This is a genomic window from Pseudomonas sp. GW823-FHT02C05 (genome assembly GCF_058797595.1).
Map to the genome: position 1 here is coordinate 150995 of NZ_JBXAJU010000001.1, position 21871 is coordinate 172865.

The 21871-nt window shown below is 66.0% G+C and carries 19 protein-coding genes and 1 pseudogene; 12 read left to right on the forward strand and 8 right to left on the reverse strand.

The window, feature by feature from the left end; all coding sequences use genetic code 11:
* Nucleotides 1–5 precede the first annotated feature (5 nt).
* A complete protein-coding gene (locus AC1RGE_RS00750) occupies nucleotides 6–1628 on the reverse strand; it encodes an acyl-CoA synthetase (protein WP_015634950.1) in 1623 nt (540 codons plus the stop codon).
* A 310-nt stretch (nucleotides 1629–1938) separates the two neighbouring features.
* Here AC1RGE_RS00750 and AC1RGE_RS00755 point away from each other — a divergent pair, with 310 nt between their 5' ends.
* The gene (locus tag AC1RGE_RS00755; RefSeq protein WP_053157412.1) at nucleotides 1939–3840 is read left to right on the forward strand and encodes a PAS domain-containing sensor histidine kinase; all 1902 of its coding nucleotides are present in this window, start codon (nucleotides 1939–1941) and stop codon (nucleotides 3838–3840) included.
* On the forward strand, nucleotides 3837–4472 hold the full coding sequence (locus AC1RGE_RS00760; protein ID WP_015634952.1) for a response regulator transcription factor: 636 nt from the start codon (nucleotides 3837–3839) through the stop codon (nucleotides 4470–4472). Before AC1RGE_RS00755 ends, AC1RGE_RS00760 begins: the two co-directional genes overlap by 4 nt.
* 3 nt (nucleotides 4473–4475) lie before the next feature.
* On the opposite strand, the gene AC1RGE_RS00765 is transcribed toward AC1RGE_RS00760, so the two are convergent.
* Complete coding sequence (locus tag AC1RGE_RS00765; protein WP_011060465.1) at nucleotides 4476–5072, reverse strand: TetR/AcrR family transcriptional regulator; 597 nt, start codon at nucleotides 5070–5072, stop codon at nucleotides 4476–4478.
* The gene (locus tag AC1RGE_RS00770; protein WP_015634954.1) at nucleotides 5065–5916 is read right to left on the reverse strand and encodes a 3-hydroxybutyryl-CoA dehydrogenase; all 852 of its coding nucleotides are present in this window, start codon (nucleotides 5914–5916) and stop codon (nucleotides 5065–5067) included. The genes AC1RGE_RS00765 and AC1RGE_RS00770 overlap by 8 nt, the downstream gene beginning before the upstream one ends.
* Nucleotides 5917–6087: 171 nt before the next feature.
* On the opposite strand from AC1RGE_RS00770, the gene AC1RGE_RS00775 reads away from it, so the two are divergent.
* Complete coding sequence (locus AC1RGE_RS00775) at nucleotides 6088–7104, forward strand: AraC family transcriptional regulator (RefSeq protein ID WP_019095105.1); 1017 nt, start codon at nucleotides 6088–6090, stop codon at nucleotides 7102–7104.
* Nucleotides 7105–7357: 253 nt separating this feature from the next.
* Here AC1RGE_RS00775 and AC1RGE_RS00780 read toward each other — a convergent pair whose 3' ends face one another.
* A complete protein-coding gene (locus AC1RGE_RS00780; protein WP_019094734.1) occupies nucleotides 7358–9226 on the reverse strand; it encodes a sigma-54-dependent Fis family transcriptional regulator in 1869 nt (622 codons plus the stop codon).
* Between the two features lie 355 nt (nucleotides 9227–9581).
* Here AC1RGE_RS00780 and AC1RGE_RS00785 point away from each other — a divergent pair.
* The 6 genes and pseudogenes from AC1RGE_RS00785 (at nucleotide 9582) to AC1RGE_RS00810 (ending at nucleotide 15823) form a co-directional block, all read left to right on the forward strand.
* A pseudogene (locus tag AC1RGE_RS00785) lies at nucleotides 9582–10657 on the forward strand (ATP-NAD kinase family protein).
* A 2-nt stretch (nucleotides 10658–10659) separates the two neighbouring features.
* On the forward strand, nucleotides 10660–11637 hold the full coding sequence (locus tag AC1RGE_RS00790; protein ID WP_072444785.1) for a thiamine pyrophosphate-dependent dehydrogenase E1 component subunit alpha: 978 nt from the start codon (nucleotides 10660–10662) through the stop codon (nucleotides 11635–11637).
* Between the two features lie 30 nt (nucleotides 11638–11667).
* The gene (locus AC1RGE_RS00795; RefSeq protein WP_019094731.1) at nucleotides 11668–12681 is read left to right on the forward strand and encodes an alpha-ketoacid dehydrogenase subunit beta; all 1014 of its coding nucleotides are present in this window, start codon (nucleotides 11668–11670) and stop codon (nucleotides 12679–12681) included.
* Nucleotides 12681–13793: an acetoin dehydrogenase dihydrolipoyllysine-residue acetyltransferase subunit gene (locus tag AC1RGE_RS00800; protein ID WP_492583012.1), complete on the forward strand. Its 1113-nt coding sequence runs from the start codon at nucleotides 12681–12683 to the stop codon at nucleotides 13791–13793. Before AC1RGE_RS00795 ends, AC1RGE_RS00800 begins: the two co-directional genes overlap by 1 nt.
* Before the next feature lie 88 nt (nucleotides 13794–13881).
* The gene (locus tag AC1RGE_RS00805) at nucleotides 13882–14955 is read left to right on the forward strand and encodes a 2,3-butanediol dehydrogenase (RefSeq protein ID WP_011060473.1); all 1074 of its coding nucleotides are present in this window, start codon (nucleotides 13882–13884) and stop codon (nucleotides 14953–14955) included.
* A gap of 142 nt (nucleotides 14956–15097) precedes the next feature.
* Nucleotides 15098–15823, forward strand: a complete 726-nt coding sequence (locus tag AC1RGE_RS00810; RefSeq protein WP_026020167.1) for a hypothetical protein — start codon at nucleotides 15098–15100, stop codon at nucleotides 15821–15823.
* Nucleotides 15824–15923: 100 nt separating this feature from the next.
* On the opposite strand, the gene AC1RGE_RS00815 is transcribed toward AC1RGE_RS00810, so the two are convergent.
* Together AC1RGE_RS00815 and AC1RGE_RS00820 are read right to left on the reverse strand one after the other, a co-directional pair.
* Nucleotides 15924–17210 carry an MFS transporter gene (locus tag AC1RGE_RS00815; RefSeq protein WP_011060475.1) on the reverse strand — a complete coding sequence of 429 codons (1287 nt, stop codon included), beginning with the start codon at nucleotides 17208–17210 and terminating at the stop codon, nucleotides 15924–15926.
* A 75-nt stretch (nucleotides 17211–17285) separates the two neighbouring features.
* A complete protein-coding gene (locus tag AC1RGE_RS00820; RefSeq protein WP_011060476.1) occupies nucleotides 17286–18665 on the reverse strand; it encodes a M20 family metallopeptidase in 1380 nt (459 codons plus the stop codon).
* A 117-nt stretch (nucleotides 18666–18782) separates the two neighbouring features.
* Between AC1RGE_RS00820 and AC1RGE_RS00825 the strand changes: the two genes are divergently transcribed.
* Entirely contained in the window at nucleotides 18783–19667 is an 885-nt protein-coding gene (locus AC1RGE_RS00825; RefSeq protein ID WP_011060477.1) for a LysR family transcriptional regulator, read from the forward strand.
* A gap of 9 nt (nucleotides 19668–19676) precedes the next feature.
* Complete coding sequence (locus AC1RGE_RS00830) at nucleotides 19677–19859, forward strand: Imm32 family immunity protein (RefSeq protein WP_425335764.1); 183 nt, start codon at nucleotides 19677–19679, stop codon at nucleotides 19857–19859.
* A gap of 23 nt (nucleotides 19860–19882) precedes the next feature.
* On the opposite strand, the gene AC1RGE_RS00835 is transcribed toward AC1RGE_RS00830, so the two are convergent.
* Entirely contained in the window at nucleotides 19883–20239 is a 357-nt protein-coding gene (locus AC1RGE_RS00835) for a DUF6572 domain-containing protein (RefSeq protein ID WP_026020166.1), read from the reverse strand.
* Between the two features lie 267 nt (nucleotides 20240–20506).
* Here AC1RGE_RS00835 and AC1RGE_RS00840 point away from each other — a divergent pair, with 267 nt between their 5' ends.
* Nucleotides 20507–20938: a hypothetical protein gene (locus tag AC1RGE_RS00840; RefSeq protein ID WP_072444774.1), complete on the forward strand. Its 432-nt coding sequence runs from the start codon at nucleotides 20507–20509 to the stop codon at nucleotides 20936–20938.
* Nucleotides 20939–21158: 220 nt separating this feature from the next.
* On the opposite strand, the gene AC1RGE_RS00845 is transcribed toward AC1RGE_RS00840, so the two are convergent.
* Nucleotides 21159–21515, reverse strand: coding sequence for a DUF6572 domain-containing protein (locus AC1RGE_RS00845; RefSeq protein WP_015634967.1), 357 nt, complete (start codon nucleotides 21513–21515; stop codon nucleotides 21159–21161).
* Nucleotides 21516–21871 lie beyond the last annotated feature (356 nt).

Below are 21871 nucleotides of genomic sequence, written 5' to 3' on the forward strand. Positions count from 1 at the left end.
TCAGGCTAGAGGTTTTTCGCCATGTCGCGCAGGACGAACTTCTGGATCTTGCCGGTGGAGGTCTTGGGCAACGGGCTGAAGACCACGGTACGCGGCACCTTGAAGCCTGCCAGGTGCTCGCGACAGAAGGCGATGATCTCGGCTTCGCGCACGTCCTGATGATCGGCCTTGAGGGTGATGAAGGCACAGGGCGTCTCACCCCACTTTTCATCGGGCCGGGCCACCACCGCCGCTTCCAGCACCGCCGGGTGGCGATAGAGCACGCCTTCCAGTTCGATGGTGGAAATGTTCTCGCCGCCGGAAATGATGATGTCCTTGAGCCGGTCGCGGATCTCCACGTAGCCGTCCGGGTGGGTTACCCCCAGGTCGCCGGTGTGGAACCAGCCGCCCTCGAAGGCTTCGGCGGTGGCCGTGGGGTTCTTCAGGTAGCCCTTCATCACGGTGTTGCCGCGCATGAAGATCTCGCCGATGGTCTGGCCGTCCCGGGGCGTGGGTTCGAGGGTTTTCGGGTCGGCCACCATCACCCCTTCCAGGGTCGGGTAGCGCACGCCCTGGCGCGACTTGATCTGCGCCCGCTGTTCCAGGGGCAGTTCATCCCAGGCGGCGTGCCAGGCGCACAGGGTCACCGGGCCATAGACCTCGGTCAGGCCGTAGACGTGGGTCACCTTGATGCCCATTTCCTCCACTGCGCCGATCACCTTGGCCGGCGGCGCGGCCCCGGCCACCATGGCGTTGACCGGGTGGTCGATGGCCGCCTTGGCGGTGTCGGGCATGTTCACCAGGGCATTGAGCACGATGGGCGCGCCGCACAGGTGCGTGACCTGATGCTCGCGGATCAGGTCGAGGATCTTCTGCGGGTCGACCCGGCGCAAAAACACGTGCACCCCGGCCAGGGCGGTGACGGTCCAGGGGTAGCACCAGCCGTTGCAGTGGAACATCGGCAGGGTCCACAGGTACACCGGGTGGTTGCCCATGGCCCAGGTCATCTGGTTGCCCAGGGCGTTGAGGTAGGCGCCGCGGTGGTGGTAGACCACGCCCTTGGGGTTGCCGGTGGTGCCCGAGGTGTAGTTCAGGGCGATGGCCTGCCACTCGTCATCGGGCCACTGCCAGGCAAACTCGGGATCGCCCTCGGCCAGGAACGCTTCGTAGTCCAGCTCGCTGACCGGCTGGCCCTCGCCGTACTCCGGGTCGTCGAGGTCGATCACCAGGGGCGGGTGATCGAGCATGGCCACGGCGGCGTGGATCACCTCATGGAACTCGCGGTCGGCGATCAGCACCTTGGCTTCGCCGTGGGCCAGCATGAAGGCGATGGCCTCGGCGTCCAGGCGCACATTGAGGGCATTGAGCACGGCGCCGATCATCGGCACGCCGAAGTGTGCTTCGAGCATTGCCGGGATGTTGGGCAGCATCACCGCCACCGTGTCGTTCTTGCCGATGCCGCGCCCGGCCAGGGCCGAGGCCAGGCGCCGGCAGCGGCTGTAGGTCTGGGCCCAGGTGCGACGGATCGAACCGTGGATCACCGCCGGGTAATCGGGGTAAACCGCAGCGGTACGCTCGATGAAGCTCAAGGGGGAGAGGGCGATATGGTTGACGGCAGTCGGCGCCAGGCCTTGCTCGTAGATGGACATGGTTCGGGTACCCGGTGGCTGATTATTAGCTCTATTGGCCGAGGCTTGGGTGGCGCGTGCTGTGTACCTGGGGGCACTGACTGTAGGCGCCGGCTTGCCGGCGAAAGCGATCCCACGGGCCTCTTCGCTGGCAAGCCAGCTCCTACATTCGGCGTTGCTTACAGGTACGCAGCACACCCAGCGAAAGCTCGGTGACTTATCCGGGGTCTTTTATATACTGTTTGTCGATTGATATGGAAGTACTACCTGAGTTGTATAGTAGTTATACTATAAAAAGAACCTATCCTTCCGGCCGCGAGACTGATCGACCATGCCCGACTCTACCCACCTGCGTCACTGGCTGCGCCTGCAGCGTGAAGGCCAGTTGCCGGACTCGCCCTGGCTCGGCCACGACCCGCAACCCAGCCTGCTGCTGGACGCCCAGGCGCAGCCGCTGGACCTCAACCCGGCACTGCGCCAGTGGCTGGACGATGCTGCCACTGGCGATCTCGCGGCCCTGCTGCCGGTCAACCACCCGGCCCTGGTACGGGCCTGCCTGGAGCAGCAGCGGGCCATCGAGCAGGTGGAAGCCCAGTGGGGCGAGCGCATCCTGCTCTGGAGCTTTATCCCCGATCCGCATCGCCAGCGGGTACTGGCGCGCTGCCAGGAAGCCACGGCCCAGGTCCGGGCCGAGCGCGAGTCGGCCAAGGCCCGGCGCCTGTACCGCCTGATCACCGAAAACACCACTGACCTGATTTCCCGGCACACCCCGGACGGCAGCTTCCTCGACGCCTCACCGGCCTCCTGGACCCTGCTCGGCTACTGGCCCGAGCAACTGCGCGGGCGCCTGGCCCGCAGCCTGTTCCACAGCCAGGACCTGGCCGGGCTGATGCAGCGCACCCGCGATGCCCTGGAGCAGGACGGCTACCACACCATGACCTATCGCATCCGCCATCGCGACGGCCACTACCTGTGGTTCGAAACCGCCTGCCGCGGCATTCGCGATACCTACACCGGCACCGTGGTGGAAGTGGTGGCGGTGTCCCGGGACATCACCGCCCGGGTCCAGGCCGAAGAGAACAAGCGGCGCCTGGCGGAAGTGGTAGAGGCCAACCCCGACCCGGTGCTGTTCATCCAGCCCGGCGGCGCGGTGACCTACCTCAACCCGGCGGCGCGGCGCACCCTGGGGCTCGGCGACGGGCAGGCAATGCCGCCACTGGCGGCCATCCTCAGCGCTGCGGTACTCGACAGCCTGCAACGCGAAGGCTGGGACCGCGCTGAACACAGCGGCCGCTGGAGCATCGAGGCGCGCCTGCAACCGCCGGCCGGCGGCGCCTCGGTGCCGGTCTCGCTGATGCTCCTGGCCCACCGCGCGGCCAGTGGCGAGCGTTTCTATTCCCTGGTGGCCCACGACCAGAGCGAGCGCGAACTGCGCGAAGCCCAGCAGCGCCATCACCAGGACGAACTGGCCCACACCGCGCGCCTGGTGACCCTGGGCGAACTGGCCTCGGGTATCGCCCACGAGATCAACCAGCCGCTGGCCGCAGTGGTCAACTACGCCAATGCCAGCCAGCGCTACTTGCAGGCCCTGGGCACCCAGCCCGAGGCCGCCCGCAAGGTGGCCCAGGGCCTGGAACGGATTGCCGAGCAGGCGACCCACGCCGCCGAAGTGATCAAGCGCCTGCGGGCCTTTTTGCGCAAGGGCGGGCGCCGGGTGCAGGCCCTGGACATCGCCGAAGTGGCCCGGGAAACCGTGCGCCTGTGTGCCTGGGAAGCCCAGGCCAGCCAGGTGACGATCGACTTGCAGCTGGCGGATAATCTGCCGCCGGTGTACGCCGACCGGGTGCTGCTGGAGCAGGTACTGCTGAACCTGCTGCGCAACGCCATCGAGGCCAACCGCGAAGTGCATGGGCAGCAGGGCTCGCACATTGTGCTGGCCGCCGAGGCGACGGCCGAAGGCGGGGTGCAGATCAGCGTCAGCGACCAGGGCCCCGGTGTCTGCGCCGAGCAACTGCCGCAGCTGTTCACCCCGTTCTACACCAGCAAGGCCAATGGCCTGGGGCTCGGGCTGTCCATGAGCCGCAGCATCGTCGAGGGCTTTGGCGGCGACTTGCAGGCCCAGCCCCAGGCCGTCGGCCTGCGCATGTGCTGCCGGCTGCCGGCCAGTGCCCCGGCCGACCCCTCGGCAACGTCCCAGGCAACTTCCCCCGCAACGACAGGAGCAAGGCAATGACGAGTGTGGCGCAGCAACTGGTGTATGTGGTCGACGACGACCCGGGCATGCTCGACTCCACCGTCTGGCTCCTGGAGTCGGTGGGGCTCAAGGCGCTGCCCTTCACCAGTGGCCGCGAGTTTCTCGAACACTGCGACCCGAGCCTCAATGCCTGCGTGCTGCTGGATGTGCGCATGCCCGGCATGGGCGGGCTGAACGTCCAGGAAGAGCTGCGCCAGCGCGATATCCGCCTGCCGCTGATCTTTGTCAGCGGCCACGCCGACGTGCCCATCGTGGTCCGCGCGTTCAAGGCCGGGGCGGTGGATTTCATTGAAAAGCCCTACAACGAACAGCTGTTGCTGGACAGCGTGCAGCAGGCCCTGAGCCGCGCCGACCGCCATCAGAACCAGAGTGCCGGGCAGGCCCGGGTGCAACGGTTGCTGGAAAGCCTGACGCCACGGGAGAAAGACGTGTTGCTGCCGCTGGTGCAGGGCTACACCAACCGGGAAATTGCCGAGCAACTGGGGGTCAGCATCAAGACCATCGACCTGTATCGCTCACGGGTGATGAAACGCATGCAGGCCGAACACCTGCCGGAATTGGTGGGCATGGCCATTGCCGCCGGGCTGGTAGACCCGCTGCACCTGCGCTGAGGTTCAGGCCACCGCGCTGCGCACGGGCACGCCGCCCAGCAGCCGCTCGATGGCGCCGCTCAGCAGGTTTTCCAACAGGGCTTCGCGTTCACGCTCGGCCAGGGGTTGTTCGCTGAACCAGCTGGGGGCGCTGTTGAGCAGGTTGGCCAAAGCATGGGCCGCGGCGCGCTGCGCCTGTGGGCCAAGGCCGGTCGGGGTGCCCAGCAACTGCACCAGCTGTTGTTCGTAGCGTTCGCGCAATTGCCCGACCCGCAGTTGCTGGTCGGGATTGAGGCAGCCGCTGTCGCGCTCCACCAGGCGGAAATGCCGCGGCAATTCCCGGTGCAGCTTCAGGTGGGCGCGGATCAGCGCCGGCAGGCAGTCGCCCTGCAACTTGCGCCGTTGCAGGCGCTTGAGGGTGCTGTGCAGCTCATCGAAGAACTCCTCGATCAGGTCCAGCAACAGGTGCTGCTTGCTCGGGTAATGGTGGTACAGCGAGCCCGGGGTCAGCCCCAGATGGCTCGCCAGCTCACGCATGCCGACCTGGCCGAAGCCCTTGCTGGCGAACAGCTCCAGGGCCTTGTCGCGGCTTTCGGCAAAGCGTGAGCAACGCTCAGCCATAGTGATGGAAACCCCGACCGGTCTTGCGCCCCAGGTAGCCGGCGGCAACCATTTCCTTGAGCAGCGGCGCGGGGCGGTACTTGCTGTCGTTGAAGCCGTCGTAGAAGGCTTCAAGGATCGCCAGCAGGGTGTCCAGGCCGATCAGGTCGGCCAGGGCCAGCGGGCCGATCGGCTGGTTGCAGCCCAGGCGCATGCCGGCGTCGATGTCCTCGGCGCTGGCCAGGCCTTCCTGGAACACCAGGATCGCCTCGTTGATCATCGGCACCAGGATGCGGTTGACCACAAAACCCGGGCGGTTGCCGGCGGTGATCGCGGTCTTGCCCAGGCGCTGGGCCATATTCATGGCCAGGGCGTGGGTCGCGTCGCTGGTCTGCAGGCCACGGATCACCTCGATCAGGCCCATCACCGGCACCGGGTTGAAGAAGTGCAGGCCGATGAACCGCTCGGGCGCGCTGACGCTGGCGGCCAGTTGGGTGATCGACAGCGACGAGGTGTTGGAGGCGATCACGCACTCGGCGCTGACCTGAGCGGCGATCTGCTGCAGCACCTTGAGCTTGAGGTCGAGGTTCTCGGTGGCGGCTTCGATCACCAGTTGCGCATCCTTGAGCACGCCGTAGTCGGTGCTGATGCGGATCCGGCCCAGGGCGGCGAGCTTGTCGTCTTCGCCGAGGGTGCCCTTGCTCACCTGGCGGTCGAGGTTCTTGCCGATGGTGGCCAGGGCCTTTTCCAGGGCGCCCTGGGCGATGTCCAGCAGGGTCACGTCAAAGCCCGCCTGGGCGCAGACCTGGGCGATGCCGTTGCCCATGGTGCCAGCGCCGATCACCCCGATATTCGCAAGATTCATCTTCAGCTCTTCCTTTGTTCATTGCCTTCGCGGAGCATGGCGCGGTTGCCTTGCACAGCGCGTTATCCAGCGCGAGTCTAGAGCCCGGCGCGGTGGCCGGCCTATGCCGAAAGCGGTCAAGCGTGCTGGCGTTTTTTGCCATAGGTCCAGCTACGGGAGCACAGCCTCTACATGCGTGAATCGGATTCGGTCGCGGTCTATTTTGTCCGGGTGATGACCCACGCCCTGCGCCAGCAGCCGGCGCGCCTGGCGGCCGTGCTGCGCGAGGCCGGTATCGATCCGGCGTTGCTCGACCAGCCCCGGGCGCGGGTGCCCGGCAGTGCCTTTGCCGCGCTGTGGCTGATCCAGATCCGCGAGTTGCAGGACGAATTCTTCCAGCTCGACTCCCGGGGGATGCCGCCGGGGGCCTTTGCCCTGATCTGTCGCGGACTGATCCAGGAGCCCAACCTGGAAAAAGCCCTGCGCCAGTGCCTGAACAACTTCGGCCTGTTCCTGCGGGACGTCCGCGCCAGCCTCAGCCTGCGGGGCAAGCGCGCGGTGATCAGCCTCGACAGCCGCTGCGCCGACCCGCTGCGCAGCCACTACGCCGAGGAAACCCTGCTGGTGCTGGTTATCAGCCTGTTGTGCTGGCTCGGCGGGCGACGGATTCCCATCGACCGCGCCGATTTTCGTCATTCACGCCTGAGCCTCAGCGACGATGCGCTGCTGTGGGGCAGCAACCTGAGCTGGAACGCCGGGCGCACCGAGATCGAATTCGCCAGCCGCTTCCTGCGCCTGCCGGTGGTCCAGGACCTGGCCTCGCTCAAGGTGTTCCTGCGCAGCGCACCGCAGTGGCTGGTGATCCGCTTTCGCAACCAGCACGGGCTGACCACCCAGGTGCACCAGCGCCTGCGGGGCAGCCACTACAGCCAGTGGCCGACCCTGGAAGCCTTCGCCCGCGAAGTGCAGATGAGCGCCAGCACCCTGCGCCGGCGCCTGGAGCGCGAAGGCGGCTCGTACCAGGAAATCAAGGACGAAGTGCGCCGCGGCGTCGCCGTCGAGCTGCTACGGCGCACCTCCGTCAGCATCAGCGAGATCGCCGAACTCACCGGCTTCCAGGAGCCCAGCGCCTTCCACCGCGCGTTCAAGAAATGGACCGGCGAAAGCCCCGGGCGCTACCGCGCCCGTTTCCAGCCAGCCCCCGCCTGATTCCACGACATCCCGGCTTCTACGGATTTCGTCCCGTCACGCAGTCCGTTGTAGGAGCTGGCTTGCCAGCGAAGGCGCCCGCAAGATCACCGCCTGATCCGAGGGCCTGTTCGCCGGCAAGCCGGCTCCTACGGATTTCGTCCCGTCACGCAGTCCCTTGTAGGAGCTGGCTTGCCAGCGAAGGTGCCCGCAAGATCACCGCCTGATCCGAGGGCCTGTTCGCCGGCAAGCCGGCGCCTACGGTCGGTGTGGGTTAGGCCGGGCTGCGGCCGGGCATCTGGATGCCGTGCTGTTGCACGCGGCGGTACAGGGTGGCGCGGGAAATGCCCAGGGCCTTGGCTGCCGCCACGGGTTTCCAGCGGTGGCGCACCAGGGCGTCCAGCAGGGCCTGGCGCTCGGGGCTGGTGGCGGTTTCCAGGGCGGGCAGGGCGCCTTCGGCCTCGGCGCCGCGCAGTTGTTCGGGCAAGTCATGCAGTTGGATCAGCGGCCCTTCGCACACCGCGCAGGCATAGCGCAGCACATGGCGCAATTGCCGCACGTTGCCCGGCCAGCGGTAGCCCAGCAGGCATTCCAGCGCCGCATTGCCCAGTTGCACCGGCGCACCGCAGCGCTTGGATTCCTCTTCGACAATCCGGGTGATCAGCGCCAGCCGGTCGCTGCGCTCGCGCAGCGGCGGCAGCTGAAAACGCGCGCCCCCCAGGCGGAAATACAGGTCCTCGCGAAAGCTGCCTTCGGCCACCAGCGCTTCCAGGTCGCGGTGGGTAGCGCAGATCACCTGGATATCCACCGCCTTGCGTTGCGCGGCCCCCAGGGGCGCCACTTCACCCTCGGCCAGCACCCGCAGCAGGCGGGTCTGCAAGGCCAGGGGCATGTCGCCGATCTCATCGAGGAACAGGGTGCCGCCATCGGCCTGTTGCAGCAGGCCCTGCATGCCCTTGTTCGAAGCGCCGGTAAAGGCCCCGGCGACGTAGCCGAACAGTTCGCTTTCGATCAGGTTCTCGGGAATCGCCGCGCAGTTCACCGCGACAAAGGGCCGGTCCCGACGCTGGCTGGCCTGGTGCAGCTGGCGGGCGAAGACTTCCTTGCCGGAACCGGTCTCGCCCTGGATCAGCACCGGCAGGTGGCGGTCCTTGACCCGCACCGCCAGGCGCAGGCTCTGTTCCACCCGCGGGTCCAGCGGTTCGCCGGCCAGGCTCAGGCGCGGGCGCTGTGCCGGGCGCCTTGGCGCTTGCAGGCGGCCGTGCAGGTTGTCGGAAAGGGGGCACAGGGCTTCGTCGCGGGCGCGCTGCAACAGCTGCGGGTCGAACACCTGGGCGATGTGCTGCGGCAAGCGGCCATAGCGGCGCAGCAGGTAATGGCGCGCCGCCGGGTTCAGGGCCCGCAGGCAACCGTCGTCGTCCCAGGCCAGCAGGTAATCCGGCTGGCTGTCGACATAACCCGGGCTGGCATGGGCCCGCAGCACCCAGTAGCCCTGGGCGCTGTTCATGAAGAACGCCTGTTCGATCTCCCGCGCGCTCTGCACCACCATCTGCCGGATCAGGTGCTGGGAGCGACGGTCATCCGGGGAGCGCACCGCCGACACGTCCAGCACCCCCAGCAACTCGCCCTGGGGGTCGAACACCGGGGCGGCGGAACAGGTCAGGCCGATGAACGCGGCGCGAAAGTGGTCGCGCTTGTGCACGGTGATCGGCGTGCGCGCGGTGAGCACCGCCGCCACGCCGCAGGTGCCTTCTTCACCCTCCGACCAGCAGGTGCCCAGGTACAGCCCGGCCTTGCGGCAGTCGTTGCGCAGGGTGGACTCCACCCGGTAGTCGATGGTCTGGCCTTGGGCGTCGGTGAGCAGCACGCAGTAGTCGGCGTCGCGCACCCGGCCATGCAGGCGGGCCACTTCTTCGCTGGCGATGCGCAGGAACAGCTCGGAACGCTCGCGGCATTCCTTGAGCACGTTTTCGGACAGGATGCGCGGCCCCTGCAGCGAGCCGGGGTCCAGTTGGTGCTGCTCCATGGAGCGGCGCCAGGAATCGAGGATCAGGCTCGGCACCGGCGCCTGGGGCAGGTGATCGGCGTTTTTCAGGACCCGGCTGACGCAGTCCACATGGGCTTTTGAATGTGCGGAAAGCATGAAGGCCTCCGGTTGCAGCTTCTTATCGTTGTCGGCGCATTAAGCGCCGATCCGCGGCTCCCGACAAGCACCGGGCGGCGCCGTGGGGGCGCTGAGACGCAACGTCTCAGGGTCTCGCCAAGGCCCCGTGCAGCCTGACATGCAACGTCTCAGGCGCAGGGCTTCCCGACACCTGCAGGCGAGTGCAACAGCCGCTCTGACACGGGCCTTTGCAGCGGTTTTTCCATAACTGGCACCGGCCTTGCTCTGGCTCTTGGCAACCAGCCCTTGGCAACCCGCGCCGACTGGCCCATCGAAGAATAAGAACGAGGTGCCCGATGTTTTCTCCTGCCTGTGCTCCGCCCGCGGTGAGCCCATGAGCCGCCGCCCCCTCACTGTCGGCATCATCGCCAACCCGGCCTCGGGCCGTGATGTGCGCCGCCTCACCGCCAACGCCGGCCTGTTCTCCAGTACCGACAAGGTCTCGGTGATCCAGCGCCTGCTGGCGGCCTTCGGCGCCACCGGTATCACCCAGGTGCTGATGCCCACCGACATGACCGGCATCGCCGCCGCGGTGCAGAAGAACAGCCGCAGCCGCCAGGCCCGGGAGCAGCACTGGCCGGCCCTGGAATTCCTCGACCTGACCCTGCGCCAGAGCGTCGAAGACACCCGCCAGGCGGCACGCTGGATGGCCGAGCGCGGGGTGTCGCTGATCGCCGTGCTCGGTGGCGATGGCACCCACAAGGCGGTGGCTGCCGAGGTCGGCGACATTCCGCTGCTGACCCTGTCCACCGGCACCAACAACGCCTTTCCGGAACTGCGCGAAGCCACCAGCGCCGGGCTGGCCGGCGGGCTCTACGCCAGCGGCCGGGTGCCCGCCGAGATCGCCCTGCGGCGCAACAAGCGCCTGCTGGTGCGCGAGCCGTCCCGGGGCCTATGCGAAGTGGCCCTGGTGGATGTGGCGGTGTCGCCCCTGGCCTTTGTCGGTGCCCGGGCCATCAGCCGCGCCAGCGATCTGGCCCAGGTATTCGTGACCTTCGCCGAACCGCAGTCCATCGGCATTTCCGCGCTCTGCGGGCTGTGGCTGCCGGTCACCCGCCAGGAACCCCACGGCGCCTGGATGCGCCTGGACCCGCAATCCCCCGAGGCGCTGCTGGTGCCCCTGGCCCCCGGCCTATTGCAGGGCTGCGGGGTGCTGGACGCCGGCTACCTGCAACCCGATGTGCCCCAGCCCCTGTGCCTGAACGCCGGCACCCTGGCCCTGGATGGCGAGCGCGAGATCGAGTTCAACCCCCACGACCGGCCCACGGTCACTCTGGATGCCGGCGGCCCGCTGAGCATCGACGTCAACGCGGTCCTGGAACACGCGGCGCGCCAGCGCCTGCTGGCCATCGACCGCGATCACCGGCAACACCCCGTGAACCTTCAGTCCGAAGACACCCTGGAGAATAAAAATGTCGACATCCCTGACCACTGACCAGTTGCTCCACGCCTACCGGGTGATGCGCACCATCCGCGCATTCGAAGAACGCCTGCACGTGGAATTCGCCACCGGCGAGATCCCCGGTTTCGTCCACCTCTATGCCGGGGAAGAAGCCTCGGCCGCCGGGGTCATGGCCCACCTGCGCGACGACGACTGCATCGCCTCCAACCACCGCGGCCACGGCCATTGCATCGCCAAGGGCGTGGACGTCTACGGGATGATGGCGGAGATCTACGGCAAGAAGACCGGGGTCTGCCAGGGCAAGGGCGGCTCCATGCACATCGCCGATTTCGAGAAGGGCATGCTCGGCGCCAACGGCATCGTCGGTGCCGGCGCGCCGCTGGTGGTGGGCGCGGCCCTGGCCGCCCGGCTGCAAGGCACCGACGGCGTGTCGGTGGTGTTCTTCGGCGACGGCGGCTCCAACGAAGGCGCGGTGTTCGAGGCCATGAACATGGCCTCGGTGTGGAACCTGCCGTGCCTGTTCATCGCCGAGAACAACGGCTACGCCGAAGCCACGGCCTCCAACTGGTCGGTGGCGTGCGACCACATCGCCGACCGCGCCGCCGGTTTCGGCATGCCCGGAGTGACGGTGGACGGTTTTGATTTCTTCGCCGTGCACGAAGCTGCCGGCGCCGCCGTGGAGCGGGCCCGGGCCGGGGAGGGGCCGTCGCTGATCGAGGTCAAGCTGACCCGCTACTACGGCCACTTCGAGGGCGACGCCCAGACCTACCGCGCCCCCGACGAGGTCAAGCATTACCGCGAGCACAACGACTGCCTGATGCAGTTCCGCGAGCGCACCACCCGTTCGGGCCTGGTGCAGGCCAGCCAGCTGGACCAGATCGATGCCGACGTGGAAGCGCTGATCGAAGACGCGGTGCGCAAGGCCAAGTCCGACCCCAAGCCGAGCCCCGCCGACCTGCTCAGCGACGTGTACGTCGCTTATCCATAACGCCCCACAGAACAACAAGAGACCACCATCATGGCGAGAAAAATCAGTTACCAGCAGGCCATCAACGAAGCCCTGGCCCAGGAAATGCGGCGCGACCCCAGCGTGTTCATCATGGGTGAAGACGTGGCGGGCGGCGCCGGCGCCCCCGGCGACAACGACGCCTGGGGCGGCGTGCTCGGGGTGACCAAGGGCCTCTACCATCAATTCCCCGGGCGGGTGCTGGACACCCCGCTGTCGGAGATCGGCTACGTCGGCGCCGCGGTCGGCGCCGCCACCCGTGGCGTGCGCCCGGTGTGCGAGCTGATGTTCGTCGACTTCGCCGGCTGCTGCCTGGACCAGATCCTCAATCAGGCGGCGAAGTTTCGCTACATGTTCGGCGGCAAGGCCCAGACCCCGCTGGTGATCCGCACCATGGTCGGCGCCGGCCTGCGCGCCGCGGCCCAGCACTCGCAAATGCTGACCTCGCTGTGGACCCACATCCCCGGGCTGAAAGTGGTCTGCCCCTCGTCGCCCTACGACGCCAAGGGCCTGCTGATCCAGGCCATCCGCGATAACGACCCGGTGATCTTCTGCGAGCACAAGCTGCTCTACAGCCTGCAGGGCGAAGTGCCGGAGGAGTCCTACGCGATTCCCTTCGGCGAGGCCAACTTCCTGCGCGACGGCAAGGACGTGACCCTGGTGTCCTACGGGCGCACGGTGAACACCGCCCTGGATGCGGCCCGCAGCTTGGCCGGGCGCGGCGTCGACTGCGAGGTGATCGACCTGCGCACCACCAGCCCGCTGGATGAAGACAGCATCCTGGAAAGCGTGGAGAAGACCGGGCGCCTGGTGGTGATCGACGAAGCCAACCCACGCTGCTCCATGGCCACCGACATCTCGGCCCTGGTGGCGCAGAAAGCCTTCGCCTCCCTCAAGGCGCCGATTGAAATGGTCACCGCGCCCCACACCCCAGTGCCGTTCTCCGACGCCCTGGAAGACCTGTACATCCCCGACGCGGCGAAGATCGAGAAAGCCGTGCTCACTGTGATCGAGTGGAGCCGCTGATGAGCCAGATCCATACCCTGACCATGCCCAAGTGGGGCCTGTCGATGACCGAGGGCCGGGTCGATGCCTGGCTCAAGGAAGAAGGCCAGAGCATCAGCAAGGGCGATGAAGTGCTGGACGTGGAGACCGACAAGATCTCCAGCAGCGTCGAGGCGCCGTTCTCCGGCATCCTGCGTCGGCAGATCGCCCGCCAGGACGAGACCCTGGCGGTGGGCGCGCTGCTGGGCATCGTGGTCGATGGCGAGGCCAGTGACGCCGAGATCGACGCGGTGATCGAGCAGTTCCAGGCCAGCTTCGTGCCCGGCGACAGCGCCGATGAAGACAGCGGCCCGGCGCCGCAGAAGGTCGAACTGGGCGGCCGCCTGATCCGCTATTTCGAGCGCGGTGAAGGCGGTACGCCGCTGCTGCTGGTGCACGGCTTTGGCGGCGACCTCAACAACTGGCTGTTCAACCACGAAGCCCTGGCCGCCGGGCGCCGGGTGATCGCCCTCGACCTGCCGGGCCACGGCGAATCGACCAAGGCCCTGCAACGGGCCGACCTGGACGAGTTGAGCCAGGTGCTGCTGGCGCTGCTGGATCACCTGGAGATTCCCGTGGCCCATCTGGTGGGCCACTCCATGGGCGGCGCGGTGTCCCTCAACACCGCGCGGCTGGCGCCGGACCGCGTGCGCACCCTGACCCTGATCGGCAGCGCCGGGCTGGGCCGCGAGATCAACGGCGACTACCTGCAAGGCTTTGTCGAGGCCAGCAACCGCAATGCGCTCAAGCCGCAGCTGGTGCAGTTGTTCTCCAACGCCGAGCTGGTGAACCGGCAGATGCTCGACGACATGCTCAAGTACAAGCGCCTGGAAGGGGTGCAGGCGGCCCTCGGGCAGTTGGCCGGCAACCTGTTTGCCGACGGCCGCCAGCAGGCCGACCTGCGCTCGGTGGTGCAGGACGGCCCGCAGCCGGTGCTGGTGATCTGGGGCAGCGACGACCGGATCATTCCGGTGAGCCACAGCGCCGATCTCAAGGCGCAGATCGAGGTGCTGCCGGGGCAGGGGCACATGCTGCAGATGGAAGCGGCGGAGCAGGTCAACCGCCTGATCCTCGATTTTATCCAGCAGCACTGAGGTGTTCTGCGGCGGCCAGGGGGCCGTCGCAGCTCTACAAGAATAAGGAGAAGCCAAGATGAGTGTTTCCCTCAAGCCTGTTCCCAGCATGCGTGCCGCGGTCTGGCACGGCCGCCACGATATCCGCGTCGAAGACGTACCGCTGCCCGACGCGCCGCCTGCCGGCTGGGTGCAGATCCGCGTCGATTGGTGCGGGATCTGCGGTTCCGACCTGCACGAATATGTGGCCGGGCCGGTGTTCATTCCGGTGGACGCACCGCACCCGCTGACCGGGATCAAGGGCCAGTGCATCCTCGGCCACGAGTTCTGCGGCGAAATCGTCGCCCTGGGCGAAGGGGTCCAGGGTTTCAGCGTTGGCCAGCCGGTGGCCGCCGACGCCTGCCAGCACTGCGGCACCTGCTACTACTGCACCCACGGCCTGTACAACATCTGCGAAAACCTGGCCTTTACCGGGCTGATGAACAACGGCGCCTTCGCCGAATTGGTCAACGTGCCGGCCAACCTGCTGTACGCCTTGCCGGCCAACTTTCCCGCCGAGGCCGGAGCGCTGATCGAGCCGCTGGCGGTGGGCATGCACGCGGTGAAAAAAGCCGGCAGTTTGTTGGGGCAGAACGTGGTGGTGGTCGGCGCCGGCACCATCGGCCTGTGCACCATCATGTGCGCCAAGGCCGCCGGCGCGGCCCAGGTGATCGCCCTGGAAATGTCCGGCGCACGCAAGGCCAAGGCCCTGGAGGTGGGCGCGACCCACGTGCTCGACCCCAAGGAGTGCGATGCCCTGGCCGAGGTCAAGCGCCTGACCGGCGGGCTGGGGGCCGATGTCAGCTTTGAGTGCATAGGCAACAAGCACACCGCCAAGCTGGCCATCGACCTGATCCGCAAGGCCGGCAAGTGCGTGCTGGTGGGAATATTCGAAGAGCCCAGCGAGTTCAACTTCTTCGAGCTGGTGGCCACCGAGAAAACGGTGCTGGGGGCCCTGGCCTACAACGGTGAGTTCGCCGATGTGATCGCCTTTATCGCCGATGGCCGGCTGGATATTTCGCCCCTGGTGACCGGGCGCATCCAGCTGGAAGAGATTGTCGGCCAGGGCTTCGAGGAACTGGTCAACAACAAGGAGCACAACGTCAAGATCATCGTGTCCCCCGGTCAGTTGCGACGCTCGTAAACGAGCGATTTGGCGATGGCCGGCCGCGGCCATCGCACTTTTTTACAGTTTTGCGTTCTATCACCTGGCCTGGCCGCGCCGATCCCCGCCGCAGCCCGTGAATTCCGACCCGGTGCCGATGGCCTACGCTCCCTCTTCTTGCATGATGCAAACCCGCTTTCAGCGCCTGTTCCTGGTGGCGCTGCTGATGCTTGGCGCCACGGCCTGTACCCAACAGCAAGGGCGCGATTTTGCCAAACAGTTTCGTGAAGGCAAGCCTGACGAATTCTTCCAGACCAGCGTCGATCGCATGGCCACCATCGGCATGCGCGACAACCTGCAGAGCCTGTACCTGCTGATGGGCAAGCTCTACCTGCGCAACCCCAGCCAGTGGCGCAAGTCGGGTTTCCCCGATGGCACCACGGCCCAGCGCGAGATCCGCAATGCCATCGAAAAGCGCCAGCCGCTGCCGGCCCTGGGGGATCGTCGCGACCTGGCGGCCCTGAGCTATTCCCTGAGCCCGGAGTTCCAGGGCGATCGGGTGGGGGCGTTCATCTATGCCATTGGCAGCATGCTGGTGACCGCCCATGGCGGGCGCACCGAGTTCTACATGACCGATACCATCGACCCGCAGTTCATCAGCAACGCCGCGCGCAATATCGAGAAGGCCACCTGGCTGCTGAGCCAGCGCCAGGATGCCAATGGGGTGCTGTTGCTGTTCTCCAACGAGATTTCCGAGGAGGGCAGCAACCTGAGTTTTGCCGTGGAGTTCGGCAAGATCGTCGCGCGCCTGGATTTGCTCACGCAGATTCTCGATGAGCGCTACCGGCGGGTGGGGTTCAATTACGCGCAGAGCCTGCTGCTGATGAATTTCTTGCCGGTGCAGTAGGAGCTGGCTTGCCAGCGAAGGCGCCCGTCCAGGCGCTGCAAGGCCCAAGGACCTGTTCGCCGGCAGCCGGCTCCTACACGGCGTTTGGCTTGGCCCTCTCTCAGGTCATTCCGAGTTTTTTACGCGCCATCAACAGGGCTACGACGCTCAACGCTGCCGCCAGCATCAGGTAGAAACTCGGTGCCAGCTGTGAGCCGGTCAGGGCAATCAATCCGGTAGCGATCACCGGGGCAAAACCGCCGAAGATCGTGACCCCCAGGTTGTAGCTCAGGGACATGCCGGTGACCCGGGTGCGCACCGGGAAGATGTCCGCCATCAGCGACGGCAGCGGGGCGAAGTACACCGCCTTGATCAGGGCCATCAGCGCCACCACCAGCAGCAGCGAACTGGCACTGGGGCGGCTGTTGAGCCAGAAGAACGCCGGCAGGATCGCCACGGCATAGACCACCGCCGCTGCCAGCATGATTTTCAGGCGCCCTATATGGCCGGACAGGTAGCCGACGATGGGCGTGATGATGGTCAGGATCAGGCCGCCGGTAAGGGTCGCCAAAAAGCCCGAGGACTGGGCGATGTTCAGGCTGGTGGCGGCGTAGGAGGGCATGTACTGGATCATGTAGTTCGAGGCGGTCGACACCACCAGGGTGCCCATGGCGATCAGCAGCAGGGTCTTCTGGGTCACCAGCACTTCGCGCAAAGGGCGTTCCCCCGGTTCGCTGGCCTTGAAGTCCGGCGACTCGTCCACCGTACGGCGGATGTACAGGCCCACCGGGCCCAGCAGCAGGCCGAAGAAGAACGGCACGCGCCAGCCCCAGTCGAGCATCTGCTGTGCATCGAGGTGCTTGGTCAGGAAGTAGCCGAAGGTCGAGGCGATGACCACGCCAAAGCCCTGGCTGGCGAATTGCAGGCTGGCGACAAAGTGCCGGGTGCGCGGCGGCGCGTGTTCCAGCATGAAGGCGGTGGAGGTGCCGAACTCGCCACCGGCAGAGAAGCCTTGCAGCAGCCGGGCCAGGAGGATGCCGATCGGCGCGGCGAGGCCCAGGGTGGCGTAGCTGGGCATGATGGCGATCAGCAGGGTGCCCGTCAGCATGATCAGGATCGACAGGGTCAGGGCCTTCTTGCGGCCCTTGCGGTCGGCGTAGGAGCCCAGTACCGCCGCGCCCAGGGGGCGGATCAGGAACGAGATGCCGAAGGTGGCGAAGGCCAGCAGCAGGGAGAAGGTCGGGTCCGCGGTGGGAAAGAACACCTGGCTGATGGTCAGGGCGAAGTAGGCGTAGATCGACAGGTCGAACCACTCCAGGGTGTTGCCGATCAGGGCGGCGCCTATGGGTTTCCACAGGGCCTTGGGTTCGACCCGGGGCGCGGTCGAGGTGGTGGCTAACGCTGTCATACAGGACGCTCCTGCTTATTGTTGGATTTTGAGCGACAGGTGCCCGGCCAGGGCCGGGCGGGGTAAGCGATGGCCTCAGGTCCGGGGCAGGTCCCCCAGGTCCCAGAACAGGGCCGTCATGATCTCCAGGCCTTCACGAATCACCGGCAGCAGCAGGTGTTCGTCCGGGGCGTGCTGCGAGCAGCCGGGGTAGGAGTGGGGAATCCACAGGGTCGGCAGCCCCAGCACTTCGGCGAAGATGTCGTTGGGCAGGGTGCCCGCCAGGTTCGGCAACAGCGCCAGGCGCTGCGCACTGCTACCTGCAATCGAGGTCTTGGCGAACCTGACCCAGGGGTTGTCCGGGTCCAGGCGGGTGGCCGGGGAGCAGCGCTCCATGACGATCTCCACCTGGCTGAAACCTTCACGGTCCAGGTGCGCCCGCAGCAGGCTTTCCAGCTGCTGCCAGGGCGTGCCGAGGACAAAGCGCAATTGGCAGAAGGCCACGGCCCGGGGCGGAATCGCGTTCACCGGCTTTTGCGGGTTGCCGGCGCTGAAGGCGAGGATTTCCAGGGTGTTCCAGGCGAACAGGCGCTCGCCCAGGGTCAGCCCCGGTTCGCCCCAGTGTTCGTCCAGAGGGCGGCCCAGGGACTCGCGCTGGATCTCCAGGTCGACGATGGCGGCGCGCACGTTGTCGGGAATGTTCGCCGGCAGCAGTTCGCGGCAGCGGATGCGGCCGTTCTGGTCCACCAGGCTGGCCAGGGCGTTGGCCAGTACCACGCCGGGGTTGCTCATCACCCCGCCCCAGTTGCCCGAGTGCAGGCCCTTGTCCCGGGTGTTGACCTCCAGGCGGAACTGCGCCGAGCCGCGGGAGCCGAGGAACAGCGTCGGCCGGGCCTGATTCAGCCGTGGGCCGTCGGAGGCGATGAACACATCGGCCCGCAACAGTTCGCGCTGCTCCTGGCACAGCTGGCGCAGCCCCGGGGAACCGGCTTCCTCACCCATCTCGAACAGCAGCTTGAGGTTGAAGCCCAGGCGCCCGTCGCGGGCCTTTAGCACTTGCTCCAGGGCGGTCAGGTTGATGCTGTGCTGGCCCTTGTTGTCGGCGGTGCCACGGCCGTACCAGCGTTCACCCTCCAGGGTCAGCTGCCAGGGATTCAGGCCCGTGCGCCACTGTTCGGCGTAACCCGGCACCACGTCGCCGTGGCCGTAGCTGAGCACTGTGTGCAGGGCTGGGTCTTCCAGGCGCGTGGCAATCAGGAACGGCCCACCGGCCTCCGGGTTGGCCAGCAGCTGACAGTCGAAGCCCAGGCGCTGCAGTAGCGGCTGGATTTCCTCCAGCAGGTAGCGCGGCAACTCGCTGGCGTGGGCCGGGTCCTGGCTGTCACTGCGAAACGCCACCCGGCGTCGCAGGTCCTGTTCAAAGTGGCCGTCGTCCAGGTACTGGCGAACGCCGGCGAGGGCAGCTTGCTTGGTCATTGCAACTCCGGTCGGGCAAGGGGAACGGACCCATGGTGGAGTTGGCAAAGGCATCTGTATATTGCTGTTTTTTGAAGGCATGATTCTAAAAATTGGATGCCTGGCAAGGGGACGCACATGGACTATCGGTATTTTCTGGCGGTGATCGATGCGGGCTCCCTGGCCGCGGCGGGGGAGCGTTTGCACATCGCCCCCAGCGCGGTGAGCCGGCAGATCGCCCTGCTGGAAGAGAGCGTTGGCGTGGCGCTGTTCGAGCGGCGCCCGCGGGGCATGCAACTCACCGCCGCTGGCGAAGCCCTGGCCGAACACGCCCGGCGCACCTGGCTGGAACAGGAGAACATCCTCGCCGAACTGCGGGGCGAGGGTTACCCGGGGGCCAAGGTGATCCGCTTGGTATCCACCGAGGGCCTGTCGCGGTATTTCCTGCCCCGGGTGCTGCTGGAGCATTACCGCCTGCGGCCCGGAGCCGAGTACCGCCTGGACGTGATCTCGCCCCACGAGTGCGTGCAGCGCATTCGCCGGGGCGAGGCGGACGTGGGGCTGACCTTCAGCACCGAGCCCGTGGAGGGGGTCAACGTGTGCTACTCGATCCGCTCGCCGATTCGCGCCCTGATGCGCGCCGGGCATCCGCTGGCCAGCGCCGGGGTGCTGTCACTGGAGCAGGTGCAGGCGTTTCCCGTGGCCTTGACGCCCAAGGGCACCACCCAGCGGCAACTGCTGGACCTGGTGTGCCAGATGGACGGCCTGAGCTTCGATCAGGTGATGACCTGCAACTTCTCCGGGGCCCTGCATGAGTTTGTGCGCCAGTCCGACACGGTGGCCTTTGCCAGCGCCATCAGCGGCGAAGGGCAGGGGATGGATGGGCTGGTATCGGTGCCCCTGTCCAACCCGCGCTTGGGCGATCGGGACATTCAGGTGCTGACCATGCCCAAGCGGGTATTGCCAGAAAGCCTGGCGTTCTTTATCGACACCTTGATTGCGCGGTTGCAGAAAGAGGGCTGAGGGAGGCTGCTGACCGTTCTCGCCGAGCCGGACACGCTCAGGGCGCTGGGTGAGTTCCTGATCAACGCTTCAGCCGACATGGCGGCCAATGGCCTGGAGCATGTGCACCTGCAAGACGTGATCGAGCACTTCTCGCACCAGCAGCATGTGGATGTGATTGCCCTCAACCGGGCTGTGATCAAGCCTGCCTGAGGCAGCGCCGTGCCCGGCCCGGCTTACATGTTGCGAATCCTCTCGTCGACCCTGAGCTCGAACTCGAAGCCAATGCCCACGTCATTCAGGGTTTCGGTGACCCGGGCCATGAAGTACTCGGCCTGCGCGGGCAATTCATACAAGCCAATGACCCGGATGATCGGGTACTTGCCATAGGCGCCGGGGATCTCGGTGTAGATCTCGCCACTTTCGATGAAGGCGATGTAGCTGTTGATTTTCTCTTGCAGCACGAGCAAGTGCTCGCCTTGTTCCGCCTTGTCGCCCCATTCGAGGTGGTCGGTCATCACCAGTAGCAGGTCGTTGGGAGCCTCCTTGGAGATCCCCCAGAAATCGATGACTTTGGGATTGGTGACGGACATGGCTGATCCTTCAGGCGGCGAGGGCGGGGATTGTATTACGTGCCCCGGGGTTAGTGGCGGTGCTGTTGCGCGTGCGGCATGGATGGGCATGCAGCGCACGATGCAGGAACTGTTCTAGTGACCGGGCCGGGCCCTGAAGGCGAGAACCGCCCCGGCGATTTTCCAACAACCGTTGCGTAATGGATAGTTGGCCATAGGATGTGCGCGTTGCCGATGATGATCGGGCCCCCATCGTCGTGATCCTTTACTCAGTTTCAAGGTTGCTGCATGAATCCGGATGACTTCAAGAAATTCAATATCGGCTCCATTGTTCGGGCCACTCAAAGCTCTGCTGCGCTCAAACACCAGCTCGGATTCCTGATCAGGGTTCTGGAGGAACTGGATATCCAGTTCTCCGACTGCGAGCAGGATCCTCTGCGCCTGGCGAAAGCCTATGTTGCCGGGGAAATTCCTGCTGAACGCTGCAAGGCGCAGGCTGCACTCTGGTGGGCAAAAATCGATGAGCAAGGGGCAATACGAGGGTTCAAGGATCGGGAGGTATTGAAGGCACGACTGGCCATTTGTCTGCTGTCGAATGATGAGGACGATATTTCCGTGTTGGGAGATAACCTCTCGTGGTTTCTTGAGGTGTTGGGTTTCTTGAATGTGGAACCGATGAAGCCAATTGAAATGATGAGAGAGTATTTCGAGTTCAAATAGAAGTTCATTCGCGCCCGGCTCGCTCTCGGTGCCCTGGCCGGCAGCCTGACGGCAGGCAAGCCCCCATGCGTTTTGCTGGCTCCCCCCGTCACGCTGGCGGTGTGCTCGACGCGTTTTTCATGAGCAGCATGTGGATTTCATTGCGCTTGATCGGGCGCTGATCCTGCCTGCACAAGGTGTTCCTGCGCGCGGCTCAATCGGCGAGCGCGCAGGGGGCGAGCTACAGGCTGGGAGCCTCTTCGTTCACTTTCAGCTCGAAATCGAAGCCGATGCTCCGTTCATGGAGGATCTCGGTAATGCGTTTGAAAAACCAATCGACTTGCTCGGGCAGTTCGTGCAAACCCAGTACCCGGATAATCAGGTGCTTGCCGCAGGCATCGGGAATTTCGCTGTAGATCTCTTCACTTTCGATGAAGGTGATGTAGGTGTTGATCTTCTCTTGCAGCAGGAGCAGGTGTTCGCTGTGTGCCGCTTCGTCACCCCATTCGAGGGGGTCGACCATGATCAACAGCAGGCTGTCGGGCGCGGATTTGGGGATGGCCCAGATATCGATGACTTTTGGATTGGTGATGGACATTGCTGATCCTTCAGAACGTGGGGGCGGCGGCATTATAGGCCGTAGCGATGGGTTTCTTCAGTGGGCAATCGGTGGTCGCGGTTCCGGCCCGTGGGCGAGGCCAGGGTGGGCTGCCGGGGCTTGCCCCGTTCAGGCGCAACCTGATCGAGCGGCGGCGTGCTCTTTTCAACAGCGGTCTGATCGACGGTAGTGACAAAACGCCATCATCTGCTATGGCTTGTTAGGCCCCCCGTGGATAGATGCCGGGCTCCAGGTGCCATTGCCCGGAAGAATCGAGACGGCGCGGGCCGCGTTATTCGACTTAACTGATGCTCACCCGCCAAGGGGGACATGGGCGCAGGAGGACCGAGTGGGGC

Coding starts and splice junctions, on each gene's coding strand:
- AC1RGE_RS00825 (WP_011060477.1), top strand. CDS start 18,783: ATGGACTATCGGTATTTTCTGGCGGTGATCGATGCGGGCTCCCTGGCC.
- AC1RGE_RS00765 (WP_011060465.1), bottom strand. CDS start 5,072: ATGGCTGAGCGTTGCTCACGCTTTGCCGAAAGCCGCGACAAGGCCCTG.
- AC1RGE_RS00750 (WP_015634950.1), bottom strand. CDS start 1,628: ATGTCCATCTACGAGCAAGGCCTGGCGCCGACTGCCGTCAACCATATC.
- AC1RGE_RS00805 (WP_011060473.1), top strand. CDS start 13,882: ATGCGTGCCGCGGTCTGGCACGGCCGCCACGATATCCGCGTCGAAGAC.
- AC1RGE_RS00835 (WP_026020166.1), bottom strand. CDS start 20,239: ATGTCCGTCACCAATCCCAAAGTCATCGATTTCTGGGGGATCTCCAAG.
- AC1RGE_RS00800 (WP_492583012.1), top strand. CDS start 12,681: ATGAGCCAGATCCATACCCTGACCATGCCCAAGTGGGGCCTGTCGATG.
- AC1RGE_RS00775 (WP_019095105.1), top strand. CDS start 6,088: ATGCGTGAATCGGATTCGGTCGCGGTCTATTTTGTCCGGGTGATGACC.
- AC1RGE_RS00810 (WP_026020167.1), top strand. CDS start 15,098: ATGATGCAAACCCGCTTTCAGCGCCTGTTCCTGGTGGCGCTGCTGATG.
- AC1RGE_RS00845 (WP_015634967.1), bottom strand. CDS start 21,515: ATGTCCATCACCAATCCAAAAGTCATCGATATCTGGGCCATCCCCAAA.
- AC1RGE_RS00755 (WP_053157412.1), top strand. CDS start 1,939: ATGCCCGACTCTACCCACCTGCGTCACTGGCTGCGCCTGCAGCGTGAA.
- AC1RGE_RS00760 (WP_015634952.1), top strand. CDS start 3,837: ATGACGAGTGTGGCGCAGCAACTGGTGTATGTGGTCGACGACGACCCG.
- AC1RGE_RS00815 (WP_011060475.1), bottom strand. CDS start 17,210: ATGACAGCGTTAGCCACCACCTCGACCGCGCCCCGGGTCGAACCCAAG.
- AC1RGE_RS00780 (WP_019094734.1), bottom strand. CDS start 9,226: ATGCTTTCCGCACATTCAAAAGCCCATGTGGACTGCGTCAGCCGGGTC.
- AC1RGE_RS00770 (WP_015634954.1), bottom strand. CDS start 5,916: ATGAATCTTGCGAATATCGGGGTGATCGGCGCTGGCACCATGGGCAAC.
- AC1RGE_RS00820 (WP_011060476.1), bottom strand. CDS start 18,665: ATGACCAAGCAAGCTGCCCTCGCCGGCGTTCGCCAGTACCTGGACGAC.
- AC1RGE_RS00795 (WP_019094731.1), top strand. CDS start 11,668: ATGGCGAGAAAAATCAGTTACCAGCAGGCCATCAACGAAGCCCTGGCC.
- AC1RGE_RS00840 (WP_072444774.1), top strand. CDS start 20,507: ATGAATCCGGATGACTTCAAGAAATTCAATATCGGCTCCATTGTTCGG.
- AC1RGE_RS00790 (WP_072444785.1), top strand. CDS start 10,660: ATGTCGACATCCCTGACCACTGACCAGTTGCTCCACGCCTACCGGGTG.